Genomic DNA, 24,398 nt, shown 5'->3' with positions numbered 1-24,398 from the left:
AGACGCACTAAGGTCGGCTCACCCCACATTCATTTAGGAGATACGCATGGCAATGACAGCCGCAGAAGTCTTGAAGATGGTAGAAGAAAACGAAGTCAAATTCGTTGATTTCCGCTTTGCTGATACCCGTGGTAAAGAGCAGCACGTGACGGTTCCCGTGTCGCACTTCGACATGGACAAATTCGAGTCGGGCCACGCCTTTGACGGTTCTTCGATCGCTGGCTGGAAAGGCATTGAAGCGTCCGACATGATCTTGCTGCCGGATCCAAACACGGCCAATATCGACCCGTTCATGGAAGAAACGACCCTGTTCATGCAGTGCGACGTGATCGAACCGTCGGACGGCAAGGGCTACGACCGCGACCCGCGCTCGATCGCGAAACGCGCCGAAGCCTACCTGAAATCGTCGGGCATGGGCGACACCGCCTACTTCGGCCCTGAGCCAGAATTCTTCATCTTCGACAGCGTGCGCTGGAAGATCGACATGTCGGGCTGCTTCGTCAAGATCGGTTCGGACGAAGGTTCGTGGTCGACCGGCAAGGACATCGAAGGCGGCAACAGCGGCCACCGTCCTACCGTCAAGGGCGGCTATTTCCCCGTGCCACCAGTGGACAGCTTCCAGGACATGCGTTCGGAAATGTGCCTGATTCTGGAATCGCTGGGCATCCCGGTTGAGGTACATCATCACGAAGTGGCCGGCGCCGGCCAGAATGAAATCGGCACCAAGTTCTCGACCCTGGTCGAGCGCGCCGACTGGACGCAAAACCTGAAATACGTGGTGTGGAACGTGGCGCACAGCTATGGCAAGACCGCCACCTTCATGCCGAAACCTATCGTTGGCGACAACGGTTCGGGCATGCACGTGCATCAATCCGTATGGAAAGATGGCAAAAACCTGTTCGCTGGCGACGGCTATGCCGGCCTGTCCGATTTCGCCCTGTACTACATCGGCGGCATCATCAAGCACGCCAAGGCATTGAACGCGATCACCAACCCAGGCACCAACTCGTACAAGCGTCTGGTACCAGGGTACGAAGCGCCAGTGAAACTGGCGTACTCGGCGAAAAACCGTTCCGCCTCGATCCGTATCCCGCACGTGGCCAATCCAAAAGGCCGCCGCGTCGAAGCGCGCTTCCCGGATCCACTGGCGAACCCTTACCTGTGCTTCGCCGCACTGCTGATGGCTGGCCTGGACGGCGTTGCCAACAAGATCCATCCGGGCGAAGCCGCCTCGAAAGATCTGTACCATCTGCCGCCGGAAGAAGACGCACTGATCCCTACCGTGTGCGCTTCGCTGGAAGAAGCACTCGATGCACTGGACAAGGACCGCGAGTTCCTGACCCGTGGCGGCGTGTTCAGCGATTCGATGATCGACGCTTATCTGGAACTGAAAATGCAGGACGTACAGCGCATGCGCATGACCACTCATCCTGCCGAGTTCGACATGTACTACTCGCTGTAATGGCGCCACGCCGGCAATGTGCCGGTAGTGAATAAAAAAACGCGGGTGAGGCGATGGTCTTGCCCGCGTTTTTTGTTATGGCGCCACAGTGCGTTGTTGTATAGTCGGCCCAGGAACGATGCGGCACGCGCCGACAGGAGTAGAGATTGACCAAGCATTACAGAATGGCGCTGATGGCAGGATTGCTGGGCGCGGCAGCACAGGCGCACGGGCAGCTGTATGTGTGCGCCGATGCGCAAGGACACAAGACGTACACGGACAAGCGGGCTGGCGCGCATTGCCAGCTGCTCGATTTGCCGGGCGCCATGACGGAGCCGCCACGCAAGACGGCGCCGCTGGCCGGCGCACCGGCCCGGCCCGCCACGCAGGCGGCGGCCACGGCGGCGCCTGCCGCCGGCGCGTTTCCCAAGGTCGATGGCGCCGAGCAGCGCGCGCGCGACCTGGACCGGCGCCAGATCCTGCAGGACGAATTGCGCAGCGAAGAGCAGAAGCTGGCGGCGCAGCGCCTGGAGTTCAATGGCGGCCAGCCTGAGCGCCAGGGCAATGAGCGCAATTACGCGAAATACCAGGAAAGAGTGGCGCAGTTGAAGGACAACATTAGCCGGACACAGCAGAACGTCGAGGCCCTGAAACGCGAGATCGCGAATATTCGGTAAAGCACATGACACTAGACAACCATTCCAGCCGCCCGGCCCATCTGGCCGGCCTTGATTTGCTCGCTTCGGCCGTGATCCTGCTCGACGGCGACGGCCGCATCAGCTATGCCAACGCGGCGGCGGAAAACCTGCTGGAAAGCTCGTTGAAGGCCCTGTCGCGGCAAAAGCTGACGGCGCTGTTCTTGAATCCCGACGAGCTGGCCGGCATTTGCGCGCAGGCGCTCGAGCATAAATTTTCCGACTTGCGCCAGGACCTGACTCTGGAGCGCCTGGGGCGCGAGCCGCTGCGCGTGCACAGCATCATCAGCGCGCTCGACGCGCCGCGCGACGGCGTGCTGATCGAGCTGCGCGAAAACGTGCAGCAGCTCAAACTCGACCGCGAGGAGCGCATCCTCGACCAGAGCCAGGTCAACAAGGAGCTGATCCGCAACTTGGCGCATGAAATCAAGAACCCGCTGGGCGGCATCCGCGGCGCGGCCCAGCTGCTGGAGCTGGAATTGCCGGCCCTGCACCTGAGCGAGCTGCGCGAGTACACGCAGGTCATCATCAAGGAAGCGGACCGCCTGCAAACCCTGGTCGACCGGCTGCTGGCGCCGCACCGCCGCCCGCATATCGTGGGCGACGTGAATATCCACGAAGTGTGCGAACGGGTACGCAGCCTGATCCTGGCCGAGTTTCCCAGCGGTCTGACCATTTCGCGCGACTACGACGCTTCGATTCCCGAGTTTCGCGGCGACAAGGAGCAACTGATACAGACCGTGCTCAACATCGCGCACAACGCGGCGCAAGCGCTGGCAGAGCGCATCGAGGCGGGCAATGCGGAGCTCATTTTCAAGACGCGCGTGGCGCGCCAGGTGACCCTGGCCAAGGTCCGCTACAACCTGGCATTAGACTTGCATATCATTGACAATGGACCGGGCATCGCACCCCAGATCCGCGACCGGATTTTCTACCCGCTGGTGTCGGGCAGGGAAGGCGGCAGCGGGCTGGGGCTGACCTTGGCGCAAACCTTCGTGCAACAGCACCTGGGCGTGATCGAGTGCGAAAGCCGGCCTGGATACACCGATTTCAGGATCGTTCTACCCTTGCCATAAGCGAGGAGGTATCCCACCCATGAAATCCATTGCGGGACGCACACACTAATGAAGCCAATCTGGATAGTTGACGACGACGAATCAATCCGCTGGGTGCTGGAAAAAGCCCTGGCGCGGGAAAATCTCGCCACCAAGAGTTTTGCCAATGCGCGCGACGCCATCGCCGCGCTGGAATTTGACACGCCGCAAGTGCTCGTGTCCGATATCCGCATGCCGGGCGCATCCGGCCTAGAATTGCTGCAGACGGTCAAGTCGCGCTTTCCCGGCTTGCCGGTCATCATCATCACGGCCTTTTCCGACCTTGACTCGGCCGTCGCAGCCTTCCAGGGCGGCGCCTTCGAATACCTGGCCAAGCCCTTCGATATCGACAAAGCTGTCGAGCTGATCCGCCGTGCGCTGGAAGAAAGCCTGCGCGAGACGAGCGTCGAATCGGGCCCGTCGGAAACCCCGGAAATCCTCGGCCAGGCGCCGGCCATGCAGGAAGTCTTCCGCGCCATCGGCCGGTTGTCGCAATCGAACGTGACGGTGCTGATCACGGGCGAATCCGGTTCCGGCAAGGAGCTTGTGGCGCGCGCGCTGCACAAGCACAGCCCGCGCGCGGCGCAGCCTTTCATTGCTCTCAACACGGCGGCGATACCGAAGGATTTGCTCGAGTCCGAACTGTTCGGCCATGAACGCGGTGCGTTTACGGGCGCGCAGACGACGCGCCGGGGCCGCTTCGAGCAGGCCGAGAACGGCACCTTGTTCCTCGATGAAATCGGCGACATGCCGTTCGACCTGCAGACGCGTTTGCTGCGCGTGTTGTCCGACGGCCATTTCTATCGCGTCGGCGGCCATCAGCCTATGAAGGCGAACGTGCGCGTCATTACGGCCACGCACCAGAACCTCGAGCAGCGCGTGCGCGACGGCCTGTTCCGCGAAGACTTGTATCACCGCCTGAACGTGATCCGTTTGCGCCTGCCCAGTTTGAGGGAGCGGCGCGAAGATATCCCCATCCTGGTGCGCCACTTTCTGGTGCAAAGCGCACGCCAGCTGGGCGTCGAAGCCAAACGCATGAGCGAACCGACGATGCAGTTCTTGAGCAGCCTCGATTTGCCCGGCAATGTGCGCCAGCTGGAAAACCTGTGCAACTGGATCACCGTGATGGCGCCGGGCCAGACGGTGGAAATCAAGGATTTGCCGCTGGAATTGACGCAGGGGCAGGGCGATGGCGCGGCCACTGCGGCGGCGGGCGAAGCTGCGCCAGCGGTCGTTGCCCACCCGCACGGCGGCCAGGTCTTTGAAGCCGTCGCGCCCGCCAACGGCGCGCCGCCGGGCTGGATCGGCTTGCTGGAATTGCAGGCGGCCGGCATGCTGGGCGCGGGGCAACAAGAAGTCATGGCCGTGCTGGGGCGGCAGTTCGAGTCGGCCCTGATCAAGACGGCGCTCAAGCATACGCACGGGCGCAAGAACGACGCTGCCGTGCGCCTGGGCATCGGCCGCAACACCATCACCCGCAAGATCTCCGAACTGGGCATCGACGGCGCCAAGGACGATTGATTGCCGTCCGGACGGGGCTCCGCCCCGTCCGCTTCCCCTCCTGGCGTTCCTCGCACGCCACAACACCCACAGCAGGCGATAAGGTAAGCTAGCGCCTGCCGGACTGTTTCGTCCGGTTTTAACTTTATTGTGGAAACTGTATGCTGATTAACTGCGTGGCCTACCAGGATGGCAAAAAACTGGCCGACTTGCCGATCGACGATATCAGCGATTACGTCGAGCGCCCCGATTGTTTCGTCTGGGTCGCCCTGCTCGACGCCACGCCGGACGAGCTGAAACAGATGCAGCACGAGTTTTGCCTGCACGAACTGGCGGTGGAAGACGCGCAGCGGGGCCACCAGCGTCCGAAGATCGAGGAATATGGCGACTCCCTGTTCGCCGTCGTGAAAACCGTGGAAATGGTCGAGAACGAACTGGTGCTGGGCGAAGTCGACATTTTTGTCGGCGCCAATTACGTGCTCTCGTCGCGCAGCAACAGCTCGCAAGGTTTCCTCGGTGTCCGTGCGCGTGCCGAGCGCGAGCCGCACTTGCTGCGCCAGGGCTCGGCCTTCGTGCTGTACGCGCTGATGGACGCCGTTGTCGACCGGTACTTTCCCGTGCTCGACGCGCTCGAATCGGAACTGGAACTGATCGAGGACCGCATCTTCGACCGTGGCACCGAGCGCGACAATATCGAACGGCTGTATCAATTGAAACGCAAGGTCATGGTCTTGCGCCACGTGGTCGCGCCCCTGATGGAAGCGGTGGGCAAGCTGCACGGCGGAAGGGTGCCGCCGCTGTGCCACGATACACAGGAGTATTTCCGCGACGTGCATGACCATCTGGCGCGCATCAACGGCACGCTCGACACCATCCGCGACACGATCAGCACGGCGATCCAGGTGAATCTGTCGATGGTGGCCATCGATGAGAGCGAAGTGAACAAGCAATTGGCGGCCTGGGCCGCTATTTTCGCCGTCTTTACCGCGTTTGCCGGCATCTGGGGCATGAATTTCAAGTTCATGCCGGAACTGGACTGGCATTATGGTTATCCGGCCGCGGTGGCAGTGATGAGCTGTGTCTGCGGTTATATGTATTACTTGTTCAAGCGTTCCGGCTGGTTATAAAAAATTCCTGTGTATCTGTATTATTAAACAATAGCCAGGGGTACAATCGCGGCAAGTCCGTTGACCCGGGCCTTTGCTGAGGATCGCCGCGCCGGCAGCTTTGCCTGCGCTTTCCGTGCTGCGCAGGAGCATTCATGAGTATTCCGTTGTTTGATGTGAATTCGCAAGAACCCCTGTTCGATCCCGAGCAGCGGCGCACCCTGGCGGAGGCGGCCCTGCGCTCGATCACCGCGTCGACGGCGCATGCCCGTGGCGACGATTTCCTGCGTATCCTCGTCAAGGATCTGGCCGAAGCGCTCGACGTGCACTATGTGATCGCCGGTCGGCTGGTGCGCATGGACGATGGCAGCGAAGGCATCCGCACCCTGGCCCTGTGGGGCGGCGGCGACTATCAGCCGAATATCGAATACAGCCTGCAGCACACGCCTTGCCAGGACGTGACCTGCCAGAGCATGTGTTTTCACGGCAGCGATATCCAGCGTCGCTTTCCACTTGATACCCTCCTGGTCGACATGCATGCGGAAAGCTATGTCGGCATGCCGCTGATCGATACCGATGGCAAGACCCTGGGCATCCTGTCGGCCATCGACACGCGTCCCATCGATGAAAACAAGCGCTTGCTGGCCTTGCTGCTGCTGTCGATCTTCTCGGCGCGCGGCGCGGCCGAGCTGCAGCACCAGGAGCGCACCCAGCAGCTGGAAGAAATCGTGCGCGTGCGCACCGAGTCGCTGGTGGCGGCGCAGGCGAACCTGATCGAGCAGGAACAGATGGCGGCCCTCGGTTCGCTTGTGGCCGGTGTCTCGCATGAAGTCAACACGCCAATCGGCGTGGCGCTGACGGCGGCGTCGAGCATGGGTAGCTATGCCGACCAGCTGGTGCAACTGCTGGGCGGCGCCAAGGTCAGCCGCGCTGAACTGATCGACATTGCCGAATCCCTGAAAGGCGCGGCCGCCCTGATCGAGCGCAACCTGGCGCGCGCCGCCGACCTGATCGGCAATTTCAAGCAGCTGGCCGTGGACCAGGTCAGCGAATACGTGGCCGACCTGGCGCTGCACGACTATGTGCACGGCCTGGTGTCGGCGCACAGCCCGGAACTGCGCAAGGCGGCGCTGGGCGTGGAACTCGATATCGCCCCCGATTGCCAGGTGCGCCTGGCGGCCGGCAAGCTGTCGCAAATCCTTTCGAACCTCTTAATGAACAGCGCCCGCCACGGCTATCCGCAGGGCGGTCCGGGCCGCATCACGATACGCGCGCGCATCGAAACGGACGGCGATGACGCGGCTGCACGCTGGCTGCTGCTGGACTTTTCCGACGACGGCATCGGCCTGGCGCCGGCCGTGCGCGAACACATGTTTGAACCGTTTTTCACCACCAAGCGTGGCCAGGGCGGCTCCGGCCTGGGCATGCACATCGTCTACACCATCGTGCAGCAACTGGGCGGCCAGGTGTGCGCCATCGACTGCACTCCCGGCTGTCATATACAAATCAGGCTGCCGCTGGCCAACTGACACCGCGCGGCCTCCCGTCTAGCGGGGAGGGGCCGTCCTATCCCAAGCCGCCTCCGTTTTTCACATGTTGTATGTACGCCATACGCATGCTGAGTTCTGTTGACACTCATATTCTTGCCGTGATTCTATGTAGTTGTCTAGTTGACTTTTAGTCTCCTAGTGCCATTTCTGTACAAGTGTCCCAGCGAACTTCACGGTGTCTGATCAGGTGCCGTGCGAGACGTTTCCTTTAGATGAACGAGTGCAATCCGGGTAGCAAATCCGGAGTCATATATAACCGTACAAATGAAAAAAAGGGTTCACCATGCTTAAAGAAACCGTCATCTCTCGTGCAGTTCGCATCGTCTGCGCCGGTGGTGTAGTTGCCGCCATGTCAGTTGTTTCGCAGTCCGCGATTGCACAAGATGCGCAGGGCGCCGATGCGCAAATCCAGCGCGTTGAAGTCACCGGCTCGTCGATCAAACGGATCGCCGCCGAAGGCGCTTTGCCGGTCACCGTCCTGACCGCTGAAGCCATCCGCACATCGGGCGCCACCTCGGTCACCGATTTGGTCAAGAAACTCTCTTCCGCCCAGGGCGCCACCAGTGAAAGCTCCTCGGTTGGCGGCAGCACCTTCGGTTTTTCCGGTATTTCCGTGCATAACGTGGGTGAGACGCGTACGCTCGTCTTGCTGAACGGTAAACGCCTGGCCCAGTTCGGCGGCCAGACGCTGACGGGTTTCGCCGCTGGCTTCGACTTGAACTCGATCCCTATCTCGGCAATTGAACGCGTGGAACTGCTGACCGATGGCGCTTCCGCCCTGTACGGTGCCGATGCCATCGCCGGCGTGGTCAACTTCATTACCAAGCACGATACGACGATCGGTGATGTGACCATCGGCTATTCCGCACCCAAAAACGGTGCGCGTGAAAAACGCCTCAGCGCCACCAAGGGCTTTGGCAATCTGGACGAAGATGGCTACAACGTGGTGCTGACCTTTGGCCACGATGAGCGCGACAAGCTCGCTTCCGTCGACCGTAAGTTCGCTAACACGGGCAAGGTGCAATTCTCGGCCAATGGCAAGCGCTATCAGAAGCAGCAGTTTTCGGCCAGCCCGATTCCTGCCAATGCCACCGATGACAATGGCCAGCTGATCAGCCCTTACCAGAAGGCCAACGGTTCCTGCCCGGAAAAGACGTTCCGCGTGATCGAACCGTATAACGATGGCAGCGGCCTGGTCGATGACTATTGCGGCTATGACTTTACCAAGGACCTGGAAATCTATCCGGAACGCAAACGCGACAACTTCATGGCGTCGGGCACCTTCAAGCTCGCCGGCCAGGAAGTGTATGCGGACGTATTGCTGTCACGCACCAAGCAGACTTCGCGCATCGCTCCCGTACCTGGCGCGATCGCCGTCGATGCGGGCACGCCGCTGCATGACAAGTACTTGGTGCCAGCGGGTATCACCGGCGATAGCACGGCGTTCTACCGCTTGTTCGACATGGGCCAGCGTACCTCGAAAGATACGGCAGATTTTGCCAGTGTGGTGGTCGGCACGCGCGGCATTCTGGCCGGCTGGGACTATAACGCAGCCTATAACTTCTCCGAAAGCCGCGTAAAAGGCAGTATTTCCGGTTATCCTGGCGCCATTGCCGTCAATAACCTCACGTCGAGCGGCTTGCTCGATCCCTTCGTCGGCCCGGGCAAGCAGTCCCCTGCGGCACAGGAAGCGATCAAGTCGGCCGCGTACTCCGGTTACTGGGACGGCGGCACTTCGCGCCTGCAGACGATTAACCTGAATGGCTCGACGGAACTGCGGCGACTGCCTGGCGGCGCAATGATGCTGGGCATGGGCGTGAACATCAACCGCGAGGAATTCTCCGCCAAGCCAAGTCCGTTTGCGCAAGGCATCCTGGCCGATCCCGTGAAGGGCACCTTGTGCGGCGGCACGACGGGGCTGGAATGCGACCAGCGTTTCGGCGACGCGGCCAGCAGCCAGCCGTACAGCGCCAGCCGTACGTCGAAGGGCATTTTTGGCGAAGTCATCGCGCCTGTGCTGAAAGAGCTGGAATTGGGCGCCGCCTTGCGTTTCGATGAATTCTCGGACTTTGGTGGTGCAACCACGGCCAAGGCCAGCTTCAAGTGGACGCCGGCACCCACCTTGCTGATCCGCGGTTCGGTCGGCAATGGTTTCCATGCGCCGACAGTGCCACAAGTCAACGCCTTGCAGCGCGGCTACGGCGTCACCAGCGACAAGTACACGTGCTCGCCAGCCTTGCAGGCGATCGCCACGCGTCTCAATGCGCAATGCCAGCCAGGCAACCGCCAGTACGACCAGCTGGCCGGCGGCAACCGCGAATTGCAGCCTGAGAAATCGAAACAGGCAACCATCGGCTTCCGTTACGAGCCGATCAGCGCCATCACCCTGGGCGCCGACCTGTGGCATGTGCAGATCCGCGATTCCTTCGGCCAACTGACCGAACAGCTGGTATTTGCCAATCCGGCCAACTTCCCGAAATCGTGGGGCGTCAACAAGGACGTGGGCACGGGGACTACCTACCTGGCCTTCCTGGCTGACAACCAGAACTTGGGCAAGTCGTTTGCCACCGGTGTCGATATCGATGTCAGCGCCCGTTACCGCTCCGGCATCGGCCTGTTCACGTCGCAGCTGAACGCGACGCAGATGCTGCGCGAGGACGTGCAGCTGGAACGCAATGGCAGGTATTATTCGGCGCTGGGCAACTTCGCCGATCTGGGCTCGGTGACGTTCCGCACGCGCGGCCAGTGGACGAATACCCTGAAAACGGGCAATTGGTCCAACTCGCTGACCGTCAACTTCCTGTCCGGCTACAAGGACCAGGAAACGTCGGTCGACGTGCTGGACGCGTCGGGCGCCGTGACGGGCCAGGAAAAGATCCGCATGCAGGTAGGTTTCTATTCGACCCTCGACTGGCAAACGGTATGGACCCCAAGCAAGAGCTGGGTCCTGACCGCCGGCATGCTGAACCTGACCGACAAGAGCCCTCCATTCGTGCCATCGACGGCCGGCGCGAACCGCGGCCAGCAATTCGGCTATGACGACCGCTATTACGATCCGCGCGGCCGTACGGGCTACCTGAATGCCTCGTACAAGTTTTAAACAAGGTACGCAGGCAACAAAAAACCGGCACTGAGTGCCGGTTTTTTTTCGTCCCGCCGCAGGGCGGGGAGGGCGAGGCCTAGCGGCGCGCCGCCATCGACAGGGCCACCGCTTCGGCTACCTTGATGCCGTCGACGGCCGCCGACAGGATGCCGCCCGCATAGCCGGCGCCTTCGCCGGCGGGGAACAGGCCCCGCGTGTTCAGGCTTTGCAGGTCGTCGTCGCGGCGCTTGATGCGGATCGGCGACGAGGTGCGCGTTTCCACGCCCGTCAGCACGGCATCGGCCTTGTAGTAACCCTTGATCTGCTTGTTGAACGCCGGGAAGGCCTCACGCAGGGCCGTGATCGCATATTCGGGCAAGGACGGCGCCAGGTCCGTCAGGTGCACGGCCGGCTTGTAGGACGGCACCACGCTGCCAAACTCGGTCGAGGCGCGGCCAGCCACGAAGTCGCCGACCAATTGTCCTGGAGCATCGTAGTTGCCGCCACCGAGGGCAAACGCGCGCTCTTCCAGTTCGCGCTGCAGGGCGATGCCGGCCAAGGGGTCGCCCGGGTAGTCGGCCGGCGTGATGCCGACGACGATGGCGCTGTTGGCGTTGCGCTCGTTGCGCGAGTACTGGCTCATGCCGTTCGTCACCAGGCGGCCCGGTTCCGAGGCGGCAGCCACCACCGTGCCGCCCGGGCACATGCAGAAGCTGTAGACGGAGCGGCCATTGCTGGCGTGGTGCACGAGCTTGTAGTCGGCCGCGCCCAGGATCGGGTGGCCGGCGCTGGGGCCGAAGCGGCAGCTGTCGATCAGCGATTGCGGGTGTTCCACGCGGAAACCGATCGAGAACGGTTTCGCTTCGATGTACACGCCGCGCTTGTGCAGCATTTCAAAGGTGTCGCGCGCGCTGTGGCCGATGGCCAGCACGACGTGGTTGCTGGCGATGGTTTCGCCATTGTCCAGCACCACGCCACGTACCTGGCCGCCATCGCTGCCTGGCACGATGTCGAGATCGACTACCTTGCTGCTGAAGCGGTATTCGCCGCCCAGCCGTTCGATATTCGCGCGCATCTCTTCCACCATCTTGACCAGGCGGAAGGTACCGATGTGCGGCTTGCTCACATACATGATTTCTTCGGGCGCGCCGGCCTTGACGAATTCCGTCAGCACCTTGCGGCCATAATGCTTGGGATCCTTGATCTGGCTGTACAGCTTGCCGTCCGAGAAGGTGCCGGCGCCGCCTTCGCCGAACTGCACGTTCGATTCCGGGTTCAGCTCGCGCTTGCGCCAGAAGCCGAAGGTGTCGACCGTGCGCTCGCGCACCTGCTTGCCCCGTTCCAGGATGAGGGGGCGCAAACCCATCTGCGCCAGGATCAGCGCCACGAACAGGCCGCACGGGCCCGTGCCGATGACGATGGGGCGCGGTTCATTGGTGTGGCCGGCCAGCTGTTCGCCGCCGGCGACGAATTTATAGTCGGTGTCGGGCGCGGGCATCAGGTGGATATCGTGGCCCAGGCGCGCCAGCACGGCCGCTTCATTCTTGACATCCACGTGCAGCGAGTAAATCAACACCACGGCACTGCGCTTGCGCGCGTCATAGCTGCGCTTGAAGACGGTAAAGCCAAGCAGCTCATCGGCGGCAATGCCGAGGCGCGCCAGGATGGCGGCGGGCAGGGCCGCCTCGTCGTGTTCGAGGGGGAGTTTTACTTCGTTGAGTCGCAACATGGTGTGTATTTTTAAAAATTGCCGGGCTCCGTATCTAGCGGAGAGTGTGTGGTGACGCGTGAGGCCATCCGGCCGCTATTTTACCTCCACAATGCTCGCTGCCTCGTTTCCCCGGACTTTTTTGGGGACGAAAAAGACAGGCATGCCTTCTGTGCGCATGCTCGTCACCGTGCCGTGATGGAATCTGGAGATGTTTCCTGGCTGCCACAAACTGGTGCAAACCAGTGCGCTGCTGGTGCATCCGCCGCCCCTTGTTGGGGCGCGCAAATCCGGACCTAATTTTTCGGGTAAATTTGTGTTGCTTTTTTGTTGTGGCCGCTTGATTTTGTTGACGCCTTGCCATTGCGTGTGATTTGATAGTGTTTTGTTACTCGCAGGTGCAATTCCGTATCTTTGTTTCGCACGCATTTAAGGAAATGAGCAGCGTTGTCTCTTGTCGCTGCCACTTCCTCAATGGAGTGCGGGATTTTTATTTTAAGATGATGACGAGGAATTTCTTTTTATACAGAACTATTCTGAAAAAACCTGATTGATTTATTGCGGGATGGATCTGCAATATATTCGGCCTCGTCCCGTAAAATAATTTCGTCTTGTGCGTCATTTATTTTGCGGGCTCTTTATATCCATCTTTTAGAAACAACTCTTCCTGCAGTATTCTGATTCCATTGGTGCAAAGCCACTGTTTGCAGGCATTCCAAGCAAGTTTTATTATCGTCCGCGAATGTTTTCATTCAGCCTGGATGCGTTTCCGCGCGCCTGTTTCCTGGATAAATTGAAGTGTTGCGCCAACAGAACAGTTTTCCTAATTTTATTGACCAGTCCGTTTCAATATGTTCCGATGTGTCATTCTGTTTTCTTTGCATATGCAAAGTGGACCGAGAGGATGCCTTGTGTGACGGGATTGCAAGGTGATGAGAGTAAAAAGCGTTCAAAAACGCATAAGTGTGAGTGATAAACTCCTTTACCAAAGCAGTAATACTGCGCTCATAAATAAATAGGGAATGACATGTTGAGAAAAACTGTAATAGCACGTGCATTAACGATCGCTTTCAGCGCATCGGTATTGAGCGTTGCGATTGTTCCAGCGGTAATGGCACAGTCGAATGCCACGGGCAACATCATCGGCAAGATTGCGCCGGATGCCAGCGCGTCGGTGCAGATCGTCGGTTCCGACAATGGTTTCAAGCGGACCATTTCGCCCGATGCAAGCGGTACTTTCCGCATCACCTCCCTGCCAGTCGGTAACTACAAGGTAACGCTGCTGAAAGGTTCTTCCGTCGTCAGCACGCAGGACGTGGAAGTGCGCATCGGCCAGGAAAGCGAAGTAGCGCTGCAGCAAGTGCAAACCGTGAACGTGACGAGCCGCCGCCGCGCGATCGATGTCACCAGCTCCAACTCCGGTTCCTCCTTCAATTCGCGCGAGCTGGCTACCCTGCCACTGGCGCCTACGGTTGCCAACATTGTGCAATTGGCAGGCGGCACCACGCGCGCCGACTCGCGCTACGGCAACAACGCCGCCAGCTTCGGCGGCTCCAGCGCGTCGGAAAATGCGGCGTATATCAACGGTTTCCCCGTCACCAACAGCCTGTACCAGGTTGGCTACTCTTCCCTGCCTTTCGGCTCGATTGCTGAAGCGCAAATCATCACCGGCGGCTACGGCGCCGAGTTTGGACGTTCGACGGGTGGCGTGGTCAATATCACCACCAAGAGCGGTACCAATAACTGGGAATTCGGTGCTGGCTTTACCTACGCGCCTGATTCGCTGCGCGGCAAAGCCAAGAACATCATGTTCCCGAACACGGGCGCCAATCCCAAAACGGATGGCAAGATCTACAACTACCGCGAAGGCGACAAGCTGACCGAGAAGGTCTACAACGCCTACGTCAGCGGCCCGCTGATCAAGGACAAGCTGTTCATCTATCTGGGTGGCGAATTTACCAAGATGGACCGCGAAACGGCACGCCTGGCCTCGACCAGCACCGTGAACAACCAGACCGGCTGGCTGGTGCAAAAATCCGAGGTGCCGCGCTATATCGCCAAGATCGACTGGAATATCACCGACAACAACCGCCTCGAATACACGCATATTTCGGACGAGTCGAATGTTAACGATCAATACTACGGCTTCAACTATGACACCAAGAAGCGCGGCTATGTGCAGAACGGTGGCGCCAAATTCAAGAACTATTCGGCAGGTGTGCTGTTCCTGAACGCCACCGGCGCTGCGCTGGCGGCAGCCCAGGGCTCCAACATCGACATCCTCAAGCTGACCAGCTATGTGACCGATGATCTGACCGTGCAAGCCCTGATCGGCCAGGCCAAGACGCAACGCGAGCAAAATCCGTTTGGCTACATTCCAGGCTTGCGTCCTGTCGTTGCCTCCCCGGATAACCAGGTGCCAGGCGTGAATTACCAGCCTAGCCAGGTGCAAGGTTTCAGCTCGGCCCTGTTGCGTGATGGTGCGCAAGATACCAACCGCGGCTATCGCCTGGATCTGGAATACAAACTGGCCAAGCAGCATACGATACGCGGCGGTCTGGATCACAACAAGATCAATGCCCTGAACGGCACGGAAGCGGCTGGCGGCGGTACCTGGACGTACCTGAAGACCAATCCGAACACGGTATTGTCTGGCCACAATATGTCGCCGGCAGCTGGCGGCGGTTATGGTACCCAAGGTTACTACGTGCGTGAAAATCTGCAGCGCGGCGGCTCCACTCCGACCGTCGAGCAATCGGCGCAGTACATCGAGGACCGTTATCAAGCCACTGAAAACCTGGTCGTGACACTGGGCTTGCGCAATGAGTCGTTCAAGAACATGAACGGTATCGGCGAAACCTTCGTGGAACAGAAAAACATGCTGGCACCGCGCTTGAATGCGGCCTGGAATGTGTACGGCGACGGTTCCCTGAAAGTCTTCGGTACGGCTGGCCGCTATTTCATGCAATTGCCTGCCAACATGGCCGTACGTTTTGCCGGCGCTTCGCTGAACACCGACCGCTTCTACACCTACACCGGCGTCAACCCAACCACCGGCGCACCGCTGGGCTTGAACCCGATCAGCAATGTCGTGTCGGCTAACAATGAATTTGGCCAGGAAAAACGCGCCAATGAATTGGCTGCGACCAACTTGAAGGCTCACTTCCAGGACGAGATCAACCTGGGCTTCGAGAAGGCCCTGACGCCTGATTTCAACGGCGGTATCAAGTTTACCTACCGTAAGCTGAAAAACACGATCGATGACTACTCGGATCCACGTGCCATCTCGGCCAAGCTGACGGGCGCTGAAAAAGAGTACTTCGACGATCATGGCTGGAACGGCGCCCTGTTCAATCCAGGCAAGGACAACACCTTCATGATCCCAGTGGGACCAAACGGTGCACAGCGCGCGGTGACGATTTCGGCTGCCGATGCAGGCTTCCCGGAAAAAGCCAAGCGTACCTACACGGCGCTGGAATTCATGCTCGAACATCCGATGCGCAATGGCTGGTATGGCAAGATGAACTACACGTGGTCGCGCAGCGAAGGCAATCAGGAAGGCCAGACCAAGTCGGATAACGGCCAGGCCGACGTGGGCTTCAGCTCGGGCTGGGACTTCCCTGAAACGATGGTCAACGGCAGCGGCTTGTTGCCGAACAACCGTGCGCATCAGTTGAAAACCTACGGCTACTATGAGTTCACGAGCCAGTTCGGCGTCGGTGGCAACTTGCTGGTGGCAACGGGCCGTCCAATGTCGCGTACTTGCAATATCCCAGCGTCCATGGATCAACAGGGCTTGGGCTTGTCGCAATACGGCTCGATCTTCTTCCTGTGCCCAACCGGCCCGAACGGCCGCGGCGCTTACGGTACGCTGCCAACGGAAATGCGCCTGGACTTGAACTTCATCTACAAGCCAGAGCAAATCAAGGGCATCGTGCTGAAAGTCGACGTGCTGAACGCAACCAACCGTCAAGTGGCGCAATCGATCGACGAGGCTTACAACACCAGCGCCGCCGGTACTGCAGTCAGCCCAACCGCTGGCATGGTCAATGCGTATTCGAGCCCGCGCACCGTGCGCTTGTCGGCTCAGTACAGCCACAAGTTCTGATGTGACTCCGCCTTCGCCGGCTGACCTTGGTCAGCTGGCGTAGGCTGGGATGTACAGGCAAGTCTAGAAGTTTCTGGCGCCCCGCAAGCTGCAAAGCTTGCGGGGCGTTTTCTTGGGTGGCACAGTTTTACATGCCGCCCCACAAGGCACTCAGCATCGCCAGCGCCGTCAATCCCGCCGTTTCCGTGCGCAGGATGCGCGGCCCCATGCTCAAGCCGATGGCGCCGGCGGCCAGGGCTGCCTTTTCTTCCGCTTCCGAAAACCCTCCTTCCGGCCCCACCATCACGGTGATCGCTTGCGGCGGCTGGTGACGCGCCCAGTCGGCCAGCGATTGCTGCGCGCGCGGTGTCAGGATGATGCGTTTATGCAAATCTTGCTGGCTGCTCCAGCTATTGAAGTCTTGCAATGGCGCCAGCTGTGCCAGCCGGTTGCGTCCGCATTGTTCCGATGCGGATACGACGATCGCTTGCCAATGCGCGAGTTTTTTCTCGGCCCGCTCGGCGGACAGGCGTACCACGCAGCGCTGCGCCGACAGCGGCACGATGCCGGCCGCGCCCAGTTCGATGGCTTTTTCGATGATCCAGTCCATTTTCGACGCTTCCGGCAGCGCCTGCGCCAGGGTCACGGCGTACGGCAGTTCCGCTTCACGCGCCACGTGCGCCTGGATTTGCGCCGTTACGCTGCGCTTGGCGACCGCCACCAGGCTCGCCTGCACTTCTCCGCCTTCGCCATTGAACAGGGTGATGACGTCGCCCGGCGCCAGGCGCACGACCTGGATATGGTGGGCGACAGCCTCCGGCAGGGCGATGGTGGTGCCGGCAACGAGCGGCTGGGGGCAGAAAAAACGCGGCATGCAAATCCTCAACGGGGGTATATGTGGGGTGGAAAGACGTCAAAGTATAGCCATTTGGCTGGCCAGTACGCCGCAATTCTAATTTGCGGCCCCCTAGTCTGGTAAAATAGTTGACTACATAAAGCAGCCGGCCTGGGTTCTTTCTTGTCCGTGCTGTTGCAAACGAATCCCAAACTCGCGACTGACCCACACCATCATGACAACTACGCTCCCGACTACCAAAATGGCCAATGCGATCCGCGCACTGGCAATGGACGCTGTACAAAAGGCCAACTCCGGCCATCCAGGCATGCCGATGGGCATGGCCGAGATCGCAGTTGCCCTGTGGAGTGGTCACTATCGCCACAATCCCGCGAACCCGAAATGGCAGAACCGCGACCGCTTCCTGTTGTCGAACGGTCACGGCTCCATGCTGCACTACGCGCTGCTGCACCTGACGGGCTACGAGCTGTCGATGGATGACATCAAGGCCTTCCGCCAGATGCATTCGAAAACCCCGGGCCACCCGGAAGTCGATATCACGCCAGGCGTGGAAACGACCACCGGCCCGCTGGGCCAGGGCATCGCCAACGCCGTCGGCATGGCGCTGTCGGAACAATTGCTGGCCGCTGAGTTCAACAAGCCCGGCCACGACATCGTCAACCACTACACCTACGCCTTCGTCGGCGATGGTTGCCTGATGGAAGGCATTTCGCACGAAGTGTGCGCGCTGGCCGGCACCCTGGGCCTGAACAAGCTGATCGCCCTGTACGACGACAACGGCATTTCCATCGACGGCAAAGTGGAAGGCTGGTTCACGGACGACACCCCGGCGCGCTTCGAAGCGTATGGCTGGAACGTCATCCGCGCCGTCGACGGCCACGATGTTGCCGCCGTGGCTGCCGCCATCGCCGCCGCCAAGACCGCATCGAAGCCAACCCTGATCTGCTGCAAGACCATCATCGGCAAGGGTTCGCCGAACCTGCAAGGCGGCGACAAGGTCCACGGCGCCGCGCTGGGCGACAAGGAAATCGCCGCCGTGCGCGAATACATCGGCTGGGATGCCGCTCCGTTCGAGATGCCGGCCGACGTGTACGCGGCCTGGGATGCCAAGGAACAGGGCGCCCTGCTGGAAGCGGACTGGAACGAGCGCTTTGCCGCCTACAGCCGCGAATTCCCGCAGCAAGCCGCTGAACTGACCCGCCGCATGCAAGGCGAGTTGCCACAGGCATTTGAAACGGCCCTGTCGGCTGCCATCGCTTCCTGCGTGGAAAAGAAAGAAAACATCGCCACCCGCAAGGCCAGCCAGAACGCCATCCAGGCGCTGGCTTCGTCCCTGCCGGAATTCCTGGGCGGCTCGGCCGACCTGACCGGTTCGAACCTGACCAACTGGAAAGAGTGCGTGGCCGTGCGTTCGGGCCAGCCTGGCAACCACATCAACTACGGCGTGCGCGAATTCGGCATGAGCGCCATCATGAACGGCATCACCTTGCACGGCGGCTACATCCCGTTCGGCGCCACGTTCCTGACGTTCTCCGACTACAGCCGCAATGCCCTGCGCATGGCCGCCCTGATGAAGCTGCGTTCGATCTTCGTGTTCACTCACGATTCGATCGGCCTGGGCGAAGACGGCCCGACGCACCAATCGGTCGAGCACGTCTCGTCGATGCGCTTGATCCCGAACCTGGACAACTGGCGTCCATGCGACACCGTCGAGTCGGCTGCTGCCTGGGGCGCCGCCGTGCGCCGCAAGGATGGCCCGTCGACCCTGATCTTCTCGCGCCAGAACCTGCCATATCAAGAACGTAGCGCCGAACAGATCGAGAACATCTACCGCGGTGGCTATGTGCTGAACGACGTGGCCGACGCCAAGGCGATCCTGATCGCCACCGGTTCCGAAGTGGAACTGGCCGTCGCCGCCGCCAGCGCGCTGGCCGCCGAAGGCATCGCCGTACGCGTGGTGTCGATGCCGTCGACCGACGTGTACGACCGCCAGGACGCCGCCTACAAGGCCAGCGTGCTGACGAAAGGCGTGCCGCGCGTGGCCATCGAAGCGGGCGTGACCAGCTTCTGGTACAAATACGTGGGCCTGGAAGGCGCCGTGGTCGGTATCGACACGTTTGGCGAATCGGCTCCGGCCGGCGTGCTGTTCAAGCACTTCGGCTTCACGGTCGAGAACGTCATCGCCAAGGTGAAAGCCGTTATCGCTGGCTAATATTGATTTTGAGCAGACCCTGGCCATTGCTGGCCGGGGTGCTGTGCTGATACCTTTTTTTTAATCAGGAGCAGAGTATGACGATCAAAGTTGCAATCAATGGCTACGGCCGCATCGGCCGTAATGTGTTGCGCGCTTTCTACGAAGGCGGCAAGAAACAGGATATCCAGATCGTTGCCATCAACGACCTGGGCGATGCCAAATCGAACGCCCACCTGACCCGCTACGACACCGCGCACGGCAAGTTCCCGGGCACGGTCACCGTCGAAGGCGACAACATGATCGTCAATGGCGATCCGATCCGCGTATTCGCACAGCGCAATCCTGCTGAAATCCCATGGGGCGAGCTGGGCGTGGACGTCGTGCTGGAATGCACGGGCTTCTTCACCACCAAAGAGAAAGCTTCGGCTCACTTGAAGGGCGGCGCGAAAAAAGTCATCATTTCGGCACCCGGCGGCAAGGACGTCGATGCGACCGTCGTGTTCGGCGTGAACCACTCGGTACTGAAATCGACCGACACCGTCATCTCGAACGCTTCGTGCACCACCAACTGCCTGGCACCGCTGGTCAAGCCGCTGAACGACGCCATCGGCATCGAAACGGGCCTGATGACCACCGTGCACGCCTACACCAACGACCAGGTGCTGTCCGACGTGATGCATGAAGACCTGCGCCGCGCCCGTTCGGCCACCATGAGCATGATCCCGACCAAGACGGGCGCCGCTGCCGCCGTGGGCCTGGTGCTGCCTGAGCTGAATGGCAAGCTGGACGGCTTCGCCATCCGCGTGCCGACCATCAACGTTTCGCTGGTCGACCTGTCGTTCATCGCCAAGCGCGACACCACCGTGGAAGAAGTCAACGCGCTGATGAAGTCCGCTTCGGAAGGCGCCCTGGAAGGCATCCTGACGTACCAGACCGAACCGCTGGTCTCGATCGACTTCAACCACAACCCGGCTTCGTCGAACTTCGATTCGACCCTGACCAAAGTGTCGGGCCGCCTGGTGAAAGTATCGTCGTGGTACGACAATGAGTGGGGTTTCTCGAACCGCATGCTCGACACCACCGTTGCACTGATGTCGGCAAAGTAATTTTTTGACCGAATAAGAAAAACGCCCAGGCTTACCTGGGCGTTTTTTTTCGTCTGTCGCCTGCGCTTGCTCCGCTTATTCTTTGGGTTCGCACTGGCTGCGCCACTGTTCGCACGCTACCTCGACACCCTGATAGCACATGTTGAGGATGTAATCGCAGTTTTCCGATGGAATCCATGCGCGCACGGCGGCCGCGCTGGAGAATGAGGCGGCGATGCCGACAGCAGCGGCAAAGACAAACAGGGCTTTTTTAATGGAAATCATTTTCTCGCTTTCACAATTGGACAACGGTAGGGTGTCAACTCAAAAGGCCGCCAGGGCAGGCATGATGGGCTCGCCAAGCGCAGAAAAATATTAGCATTGTTATTGCTTTAAAGAAAAATATTTTTATCAACGTTGGGTGTGCAAGCGACGGCGGTAGAAGCGCCATAGAAGGCGCAAGTCGCGCAGCACGGGTACGCCCGACAGCAGGGTCAGCACGCCGGCGAGCAGGATGGTGGCGGCGGGAAAGCCGATGTGCTTGAAGGCCAGGGCGCCGCTGACGCCGCCGATGAAGAAGCAGGCGATCAGCAAGCTGTGCGTTCTGAGCTTGCCGCGGTTGACCTTGACCATGCGGTCCGGCAGGTGGCGCCGGTTGTAATACGCCATCTTGCCCAGTTCGATGCCGATGTCGGTGGACAGGCCCGTCACGTGCGTTGTGCGGATGACGGCGCCCGAAATCTTGGTGATGATGGCGTTCTGTAAACCCATGACAAAGCACAGCAGCAAGATAGTGACGGGGCCCAGCACGTCGGGCATGGTGGCCAGGTAATTGCCCGTCAAGCCGAACAGCAGCAGTAAGGCCGCTTCCAGCAGCAGGCTGGCGGCAAACTGGCTGTGCAGGCGCCGCCGCTTGCCCCAGTTCACCATGATGGCCGTGACGGCCGCGCCGCTGACAAAGGCCAGCCACGCGCCCAGCGCGGCCAGGGCCACCGTGATATTGCCCAGCGCCAGGTCGTCCGCCATGCCGGAGACGATGCCCGTCATGTGCGAGGTATAGCCGCCGATGGCAAGAAAGCCGCCCGCGTTCACGGCGCCGGCCACCAGCGCCAGCACGCAGCCCAGCTGCAGATTGGCTTGCGTATCGCGCGCCGATCCGCTCAGGCGCGACAGGTAATGGAGCGGCATGCCCGGGCCAGCCTCAGGCGGTGGCGCCGAAGATGGCTTGCCACAGGCGCATCACGTTGTCCGCATGCACGCGCACCCGTTCCGGTTCCACGCGGGCCAGGTCTTGCCCCTGCAGGCGCAGCTGGTGCTGGAGCTTGCGCAGCGCGCGGTAGGCGTCGGCGACCTGGGCGGCCAGCTGGGCGTCGATCAGGCCCAGTTCGCCGCACAGGCGCAGCAGGGCGATATTGCCCGAGTTGGCCGTCAGCTGCGGATACTGCGCCGCATGCTGGAGCACCAGGTATTGCACCATGAATTCAATGTCGATCATGCCGCCCGGATCCTGTTTCAAATCGAAGCTGCCGGGGCGGGGCGGATGCGCGTCGAGCATCTTCTTGCGCATGGCTACCACTTCGCCCTTGAGCGGGCCGTTTTCCGGGCGTTCCTTGCGCAAAATCGTGTCGCGGATGCGTTCGAAATGCTTGCCGATGGTGGCGTCGCCCGCGCAGAAGCGCGCGCGCGTGAGCGCCTGGTGCTCCCACACCCAGGCCGCGCTGCCCTGGTAGCGCTCGAACGCCTGCACGCTGGAGACCAGCATGCCCGAGGCGCCGTCGGGGCGCAGGGCGATGTCGATGTCGAACAGGATGCCAGCCGACGTGTGCGAAGTCATCCAGGTAATGAAGCGCTGCGCCAGCTTGGCGTACAGGCCGGGCGCTTCCTGGTCGTCATCGTCGAACAGGAAAATGACGTCGAGGTCGGAGACATAACCGAGTTCCTTGCCGCCCAGCTTGCCGTACGCGATGACGGCGAATTTCGGCACCTCGCGGTGGCGCGTCGGTAACGTTTGCCAGACGGCTTGCACGGTGGCGGCGACGATGATGTCGGCCAGCTGCGACAGGTAGTCGGCCAGCTTTTCCACGCTGAGGTCGCCCGCCAGGTCTTGCGCCAGGCACTGGAACAGCTGCGCGTGGTGCATTTCGCGCAGGATATCCATCTGCCGCTCCGTGTCGCCGGGCGCGTCGTCGAGCTGGCGCTGCAGGTCGAGCGCCAGCGCGGCCGGGTCCGGCACCGTGTTGCGGATGCGCTCGTCCAGCAGTTCGTCGAGCAGGATCGGGTGCTGCGTGAGGAAGGTGGCGGCCCAGCCGCTGGCGCACACCATGCGCACGACGCGCTCGAGCGTATGCGGGTATTCCGTCAGCAGCGACAGATAAGCCGAGCGGCGCGCGATGGCTTCGAGGAAATCGAGCAGCCGGCCCAGGGTGGCCAGCTGGCTGGCGTTACCATTGGAAACGGAGCAATCGGTGATCAGGGGCAGGGCGGAATTGACGAGGGCGACGAGGCGCGTGCGGCTCGCCTCGGGCAACGATTGCAAACGGGGTGCCTGCCACGTGGCCAGCAGGCGGCGCGCGCAGGCGGCCGGCTCATGGAAGCCGAGGGCGGCGAAGCGCGCTTCGATGGCTTCCTGCTGGTCCGAGGCGGCGCAGTCGTTCGACGTTTGCGGGTCGATGCCCGTGTCGGCCGGCGGCGTGCCGCTGCTCTTGTCGCTGAACATCTCGTCGAACTGGCCGGCAACAAACACGCGGTGCGCTTCCAGCTGGGCCAGCAGGGTGAGCGTGTCGGGTAAACCCATCATCTGCGCCACGGTGAGGCGGTCGGCGTCGTTGGCGGGCAGGGTGTGGGTTTGCGCATCGTCAAGATACTGCAGCCGGTGTTCGAGATTGCGCAGGAAGGTGTAGGAACCGAGCAGCTGTTCCACGATAGCCGGCTCCAATAAGCCCTTGTCCGCGACCGTGCGCAGGGTGGCGCGCGTGGAACGCTCGCGCAGCTCGGCGTCGCGCCCGCCCCGTATCAATTGGAAGACCTGGGCCAGGAATTCGATTTCGCGGATGCCGCCCCGGCCCAGCTTGACGTTGTTGCTGCGGTCCGGATGCAGCCGCTCCTGGCGGTTGACCTCGGCGCGGATCTGGCCGTGCATGGTGCGGATGGCATCGATGACGCCGAAATCGAGGTAGCGGCGGAAGACGAACGGGCGCACGATGGCGTCAAGTGACGCGATATCTTCCGGCTTGCCCGTCACGGCGCGCGCCTTGACCCAGGCATAGCGCTCCCATTCGCGGCCCTGCACGATCAGGTATTGCTCCACCATGCCCAGGCTGGCGGCCAGCGGCCCCGAGTTCCCGTTCGGACGCAGTGCCATATCTACGCGGAAAGTAAAACCGTCTTGCGTGATCTCGGCCAGGGCGGCGATCAGCTTCTTGCCCATGCGAATAAAAAACTCGTGGTTGGACAGGCTGCGCTGGCCCGGTACGGTGACTTGCGTGTCGCCATCTTCCGGATAGACAAAGATCAGGTCGATATCGGACGAGACATTGAGCTCGCCGCCGCCCTGCTTGCCCATCGCCAACACCATCAAGGCCTGTTCCTCGCCCGATTCCTCGCCGACAGGCATGCCGTGCAGGGCCACCATCTCGGCCATGATGGCGTCCACGTGCGTGCGGATGGCGAAATCGGCAAAGCCCGTCATGGCCGTGACGACTTCGTTCAAGTCGGCCTGGCCTTCCAGATCGCGTGCGATCAGGCCGCAAACGAGCAGGTTGCGCAGGCGGCGCATGGCCCGCTCGGGCGGCAGCGGCGGGGTGGCGGCGCTCGCCTGGGCGGCCAGCTCGGCGGCAAAATCGAGCCCGTCCAGCGGCGCGCGCACCAGTTGGGCTACCTGCGCGGCGCGCTCGGGGGCGGCGTCCAGCCAGCGCTGGTAGAAACGGGAGGCGGAAATCAAAGGCTGTGTGCTCATGGTATCGGTAAGTGTCTCGTGGATGCGGCGTGCATGTTCTTGTTT

At 61.1% G+C, this 24,398-nt stretch carries 15 protein-coding genes; 10 read left to right on the top strand and 5 right to left on the bottom strand.

Features of this window, described 5'->3' with window-relative positions:
- Nucleotides 1-46: 46 nt before the first annotated feature.
- The 7 genes from glnA to V3C40_RS12225 all read left to right on the top strand — a co-directional run bounded on the left by glnA (nt 47) and on the right by V3C40_RS12225 (nt 10,486).
- Nucleotides 47-1,462 (top strand): type I glutamate--ammonia ligase, encoded by a 1,416-nt coding sequence (gene glnA, locus V3C40_RS12255; RefSeq protein WP_029496182.1) that lies wholly within the window; start codon nt 47-49, stop codon nt 1,460-1,462.
- Between the two features lie 173 nt (nt 1,463-1,635).
- Entirely contained in the window at nt 1,636-2,118 is a 483-nt protein-coding gene (locus V3C40_RS12250; RefSeq protein ID WP_128140903.1) for a DUF4124 domain-containing protein, read from the top strand.
- Between the two features lie 5 nt (nt 2,119-2,123).
- Nucleotides 2,124-3,212 carry a nitrogen regulation protein NR(II) gene (gene glnL / locus V3C40_RS12245; RefSeq protein WP_331777564.1) on the top strand — a complete coding sequence of 363 codons (1,089 nt, stop codon included), beginning with the start codon at nt 2,124-2,126 and terminating at the stop codon, nt 3,210-3,212.
- 48 nt (nt 3,213-3,260) lie between these two features.
- Nucleotides 3,261-4,751 carry a nitrogen regulation protein NR(I) gene (gene ntrC, locus V3C40_RS12240; protein ID WP_331777563.1) on the top strand — a complete coding sequence of 497 codons (1,491 nt, stop codon included), beginning with the start codon at nt 3,261-3,263 and terminating at the stop codon, nt 4,749-4,751.
- Between the two features lie 140 nt (nt 4,752-4,891).
- Nucleotides 4,892-5,857 (top strand): magnesium/cobalt transporter CorA, encoded by a 966-nt coding sequence (gene corA / locus V3C40_RS12235; RefSeq protein ID WP_034760218.1) that lies wholly within the window; start codon nt 4,892-4,894, stop codon nt 5,855-5,857.
- 134 nt (nt 5,858-5,991) lie between these two features.
- Complete coding sequence (locus V3C40_RS12230) at nt 5,992-7,365, top strand: GAF domain-containing sensor histidine kinase (RefSeq protein WP_331777562.1); 1,374 nt, start codon at nt 5,992-5,994, stop codon at nt 7,363-7,365.
- A gap of 304 nt (nt 7,366-7,669) precedes the next feature.
- A complete protein-coding gene (locus V3C40_RS12225) occupies nt 7,670-10,486 on the top strand; it encodes a TonB-dependent receptor plug domain-containing protein (protein WP_331777561.1) in 2,817 nt (938 codons plus the stop codon).
- Nucleotides 10,487-10,565: 79 nt separating this feature from the next.
- Here the strand turns inward: V3C40_RS12225 and V3C40_RS12220 are convergent, their stop codons facing one another.
- Nucleotides 10,566-12,197, bottom strand: coding sequence for an NAD(P)/FAD-dependent oxidoreductase (locus V3C40_RS12220; protein WP_331777560.1), 1,632 nt, complete (start codon nt 12,195-12,197; stop codon nt 10,566-10,568).
- 1,090 nt (nt 12,198-13,287) lie between these two features.
- Here V3C40_RS12220 and V3C40_RS12215 point away from each other — a divergent pair.
- Nucleotides 13,288-16,284 carry a TonB-dependent receptor gene (locus tag V3C40_RS12215; RefSeq protein WP_051992113.1) on the top strand — a complete coding sequence of 999 codons (2,997 nt, stop codon included), beginning with the start codon at nt 13,288-13,290 and terminating at the stop codon, nt 16,282-16,284.
- A 127-nt stretch (nt 16,285-16,411) separates the two neighbouring features.
- On the opposite strand, the gene V3C40_RS12210 is transcribed toward V3C40_RS12215, so the two are convergent.
- A complete protein-coding gene (locus tag V3C40_RS12210; protein WP_331777559.1) occupies nt 16,412-17,137 on the bottom strand; it encodes a 16S rRNA (uracil(1498)-N(3))-methyltransferase in 726 nt (241 codons plus the stop codon).
- Nucleotides 17,138-17,333: 196 nt separating this feature from the next.
- Here V3C40_RS12210 and tkt point away from each other — a divergent pair, with 196 nt between their 5' ends.
- Both tkt and gap read left to right on the top strand, forming a co-directional pair.
- Nucleotides 17,334-19,331: a transketolase gene (gene tkt / locus V3C40_RS12205; protein WP_331777558.1), complete on the top strand. Its 1,998-nt coding sequence runs from the start codon at nt 17,334-17,336 to the stop codon at nt 19,329-19,331.
- Between the two features lie 77 nt (nt 19,332-19,408).
- The gene (gene gap / locus V3C40_RS12200) at nt 19,409-20,419 is read left to right on the top strand and encodes a type I glyceraldehyde-3-phosphate dehydrogenase (RefSeq protein WP_046685413.1); all 1,011 of its coding nucleotides are present in this window, start codon (nt 19,409-19,411) and stop codon (nt 20,417-20,419) included.
- Nucleotides 20,420-20,494: 75 nt separating this feature from the next.
- Here gap and V3C40_RS12195 read toward each other — a convergent pair whose 3' ends face one another.
- The 3 genes from V3C40_RS12195 to glnE all read right to left on the bottom strand — a co-directional run bounded on the left by V3C40_RS12195 (nt 20,495) and on the right by glnE (nt 24,353).
- Nucleotides 20,495-20,683, bottom strand: a complete 189-nt coding sequence (locus V3C40_RS12195; RefSeq protein ID WP_034760197.1) for a hypothetical protein — start codon at nt 20,681-20,683, stop codon at nt 20,495-20,497.
- 126 nt (nt 20,684-20,809) lie between these two features.
- A complete protein-coding gene (locus V3C40_RS12190) occupies nt 20,810-21,586 on the bottom strand; it encodes a YoaK family protein (RefSeq protein WP_034760193.1) in 777 nt (258 codons plus the stop codon).
- 13 nt (nt 21,587-21,599) lie between these two features.
- Nucleotides 21,600-24,353 carry a bifunctional [glutamate--ammonia ligase]-adenylyl-L-tyrosine phosphorylase/[glutamate--ammonia-ligase] adenylyltransferase gene (gene glnE / locus V3C40_RS12185; protein WP_442907247.1) on the bottom strand — a complete coding sequence of 918 codons (2,754 nt, stop codon included), beginning with the start codon at nt 24,351-24,353 and terminating at the stop codon, nt 21,600-21,602.
- Nucleotides 24,354-24,398 lie beyond the last annotated feature (45 nt).

The sequence above is a fragment of the Janthinobacterium sp. LS2A genome (genome assembly GCF_036543145.1).
In the GTDB taxonomy this organism is placed as follows: Bacteria; Pseudomonadota; Gammaproteobacteria; order Burkholderiales; family Burkholderiaceae_D; genus Janthinobacterium; species Janthinobacterium aestuarii.
This window is presented reverse-complemented; position numbering and strand designations above follow the sequence as displayed.

Coding starts and splice junctions, on each gene's coding strand:
- glnA (WP_029496182.1), top strand. CDS start 47: ATGGCAATGACAGCCGCAGAAGTCTTGAAGATGGTAGAAGAAAACGAA.
- V3C40_RS12250 (WP_128140903.1), top strand. CDS start 1,636: ATGGCAGGATTGCTGGGCGCGGCAGCACAGGCGCACGGGCAGCTGTAT.
- glnL (WP_331777564.1), top strand. CDS start 2,124: ATGACACTAGACAACCATTCCAGCCGCCCGGCCCATCTGGCCGGCCTT.
- ntrC (WP_331777563.1), top strand. CDS start 3,261: ATGAAGCCAATCTGGATAGTTGACGACGACGAATCAATCCGCTGGGTG.
- corA (WP_034760218.1), top strand. CDS start 4,892: ATGCTGATTAACTGCGTGGCCTACCAGGATGGCAAAAAACTGGCCGAC.
- V3C40_RS12230 (WP_331777562.1), top strand. CDS start 5,992: ATGAGTATTCCGTTGTTTGATGTGAATTCGCAAGAACCCCTGTTCGAT.
- V3C40_RS12225 (WP_331777561.1), top strand. CDS start 7,670: ATGCTTAAAGAAACCGTCATCTCTCGTGCAGTTCGCATCGTCTGCGCC.
- V3C40_RS12220 (WP_331777560.1), bottom strand. CDS start 12,197: ATGTTGCGACTCAACGAAGTAAAACTCCCCCTCGAACACGACGAGGCG.
- V3C40_RS12215 (WP_051992113.1), top strand. CDS start 13,288: ATGGCACAGTCGAATGCCACGGGCAACATCATCGGCAAGATTGCGCCG.
- V3C40_RS12210 (WP_331777559.1), bottom strand. CDS start 17,137: ATGCCGCGTTTTTTCTGCCCCCAGCCGCTCGTTGCCGGCACCACCATC.
- tkt (WP_331777558.1), top strand. CDS start 17,334: ATGACAACTACGCTCCCGACTACCAAAATGGCCAATGCGATCCGCGCA.
- gap (WP_046685413.1), top strand. CDS start 19,409: ATGACGATCAAAGTTGCAATCAATGGCTACGGCCGCATCGGCCGTAAT.
- V3C40_RS12195 (WP_034760197.1), bottom strand. CDS start 20,683: ATGATTTCCATTAAAAAAGCCCTGTTTGTCTTTGCCGCTGCTGTCGGC.
- V3C40_RS12190 (WP_034760193.1), bottom strand. CDS start 21,586: ATGCCGCTCCATTACCTGTCGCGCCTGAGCGGATCGGCGCGCGATACG.
- glnE (WP_442907247.1), bottom strand. CDS start 24,353: ATGAGCACACAGCCTTTGATTTCCGCCTCCCGTTTCTACCAGCGCTGG.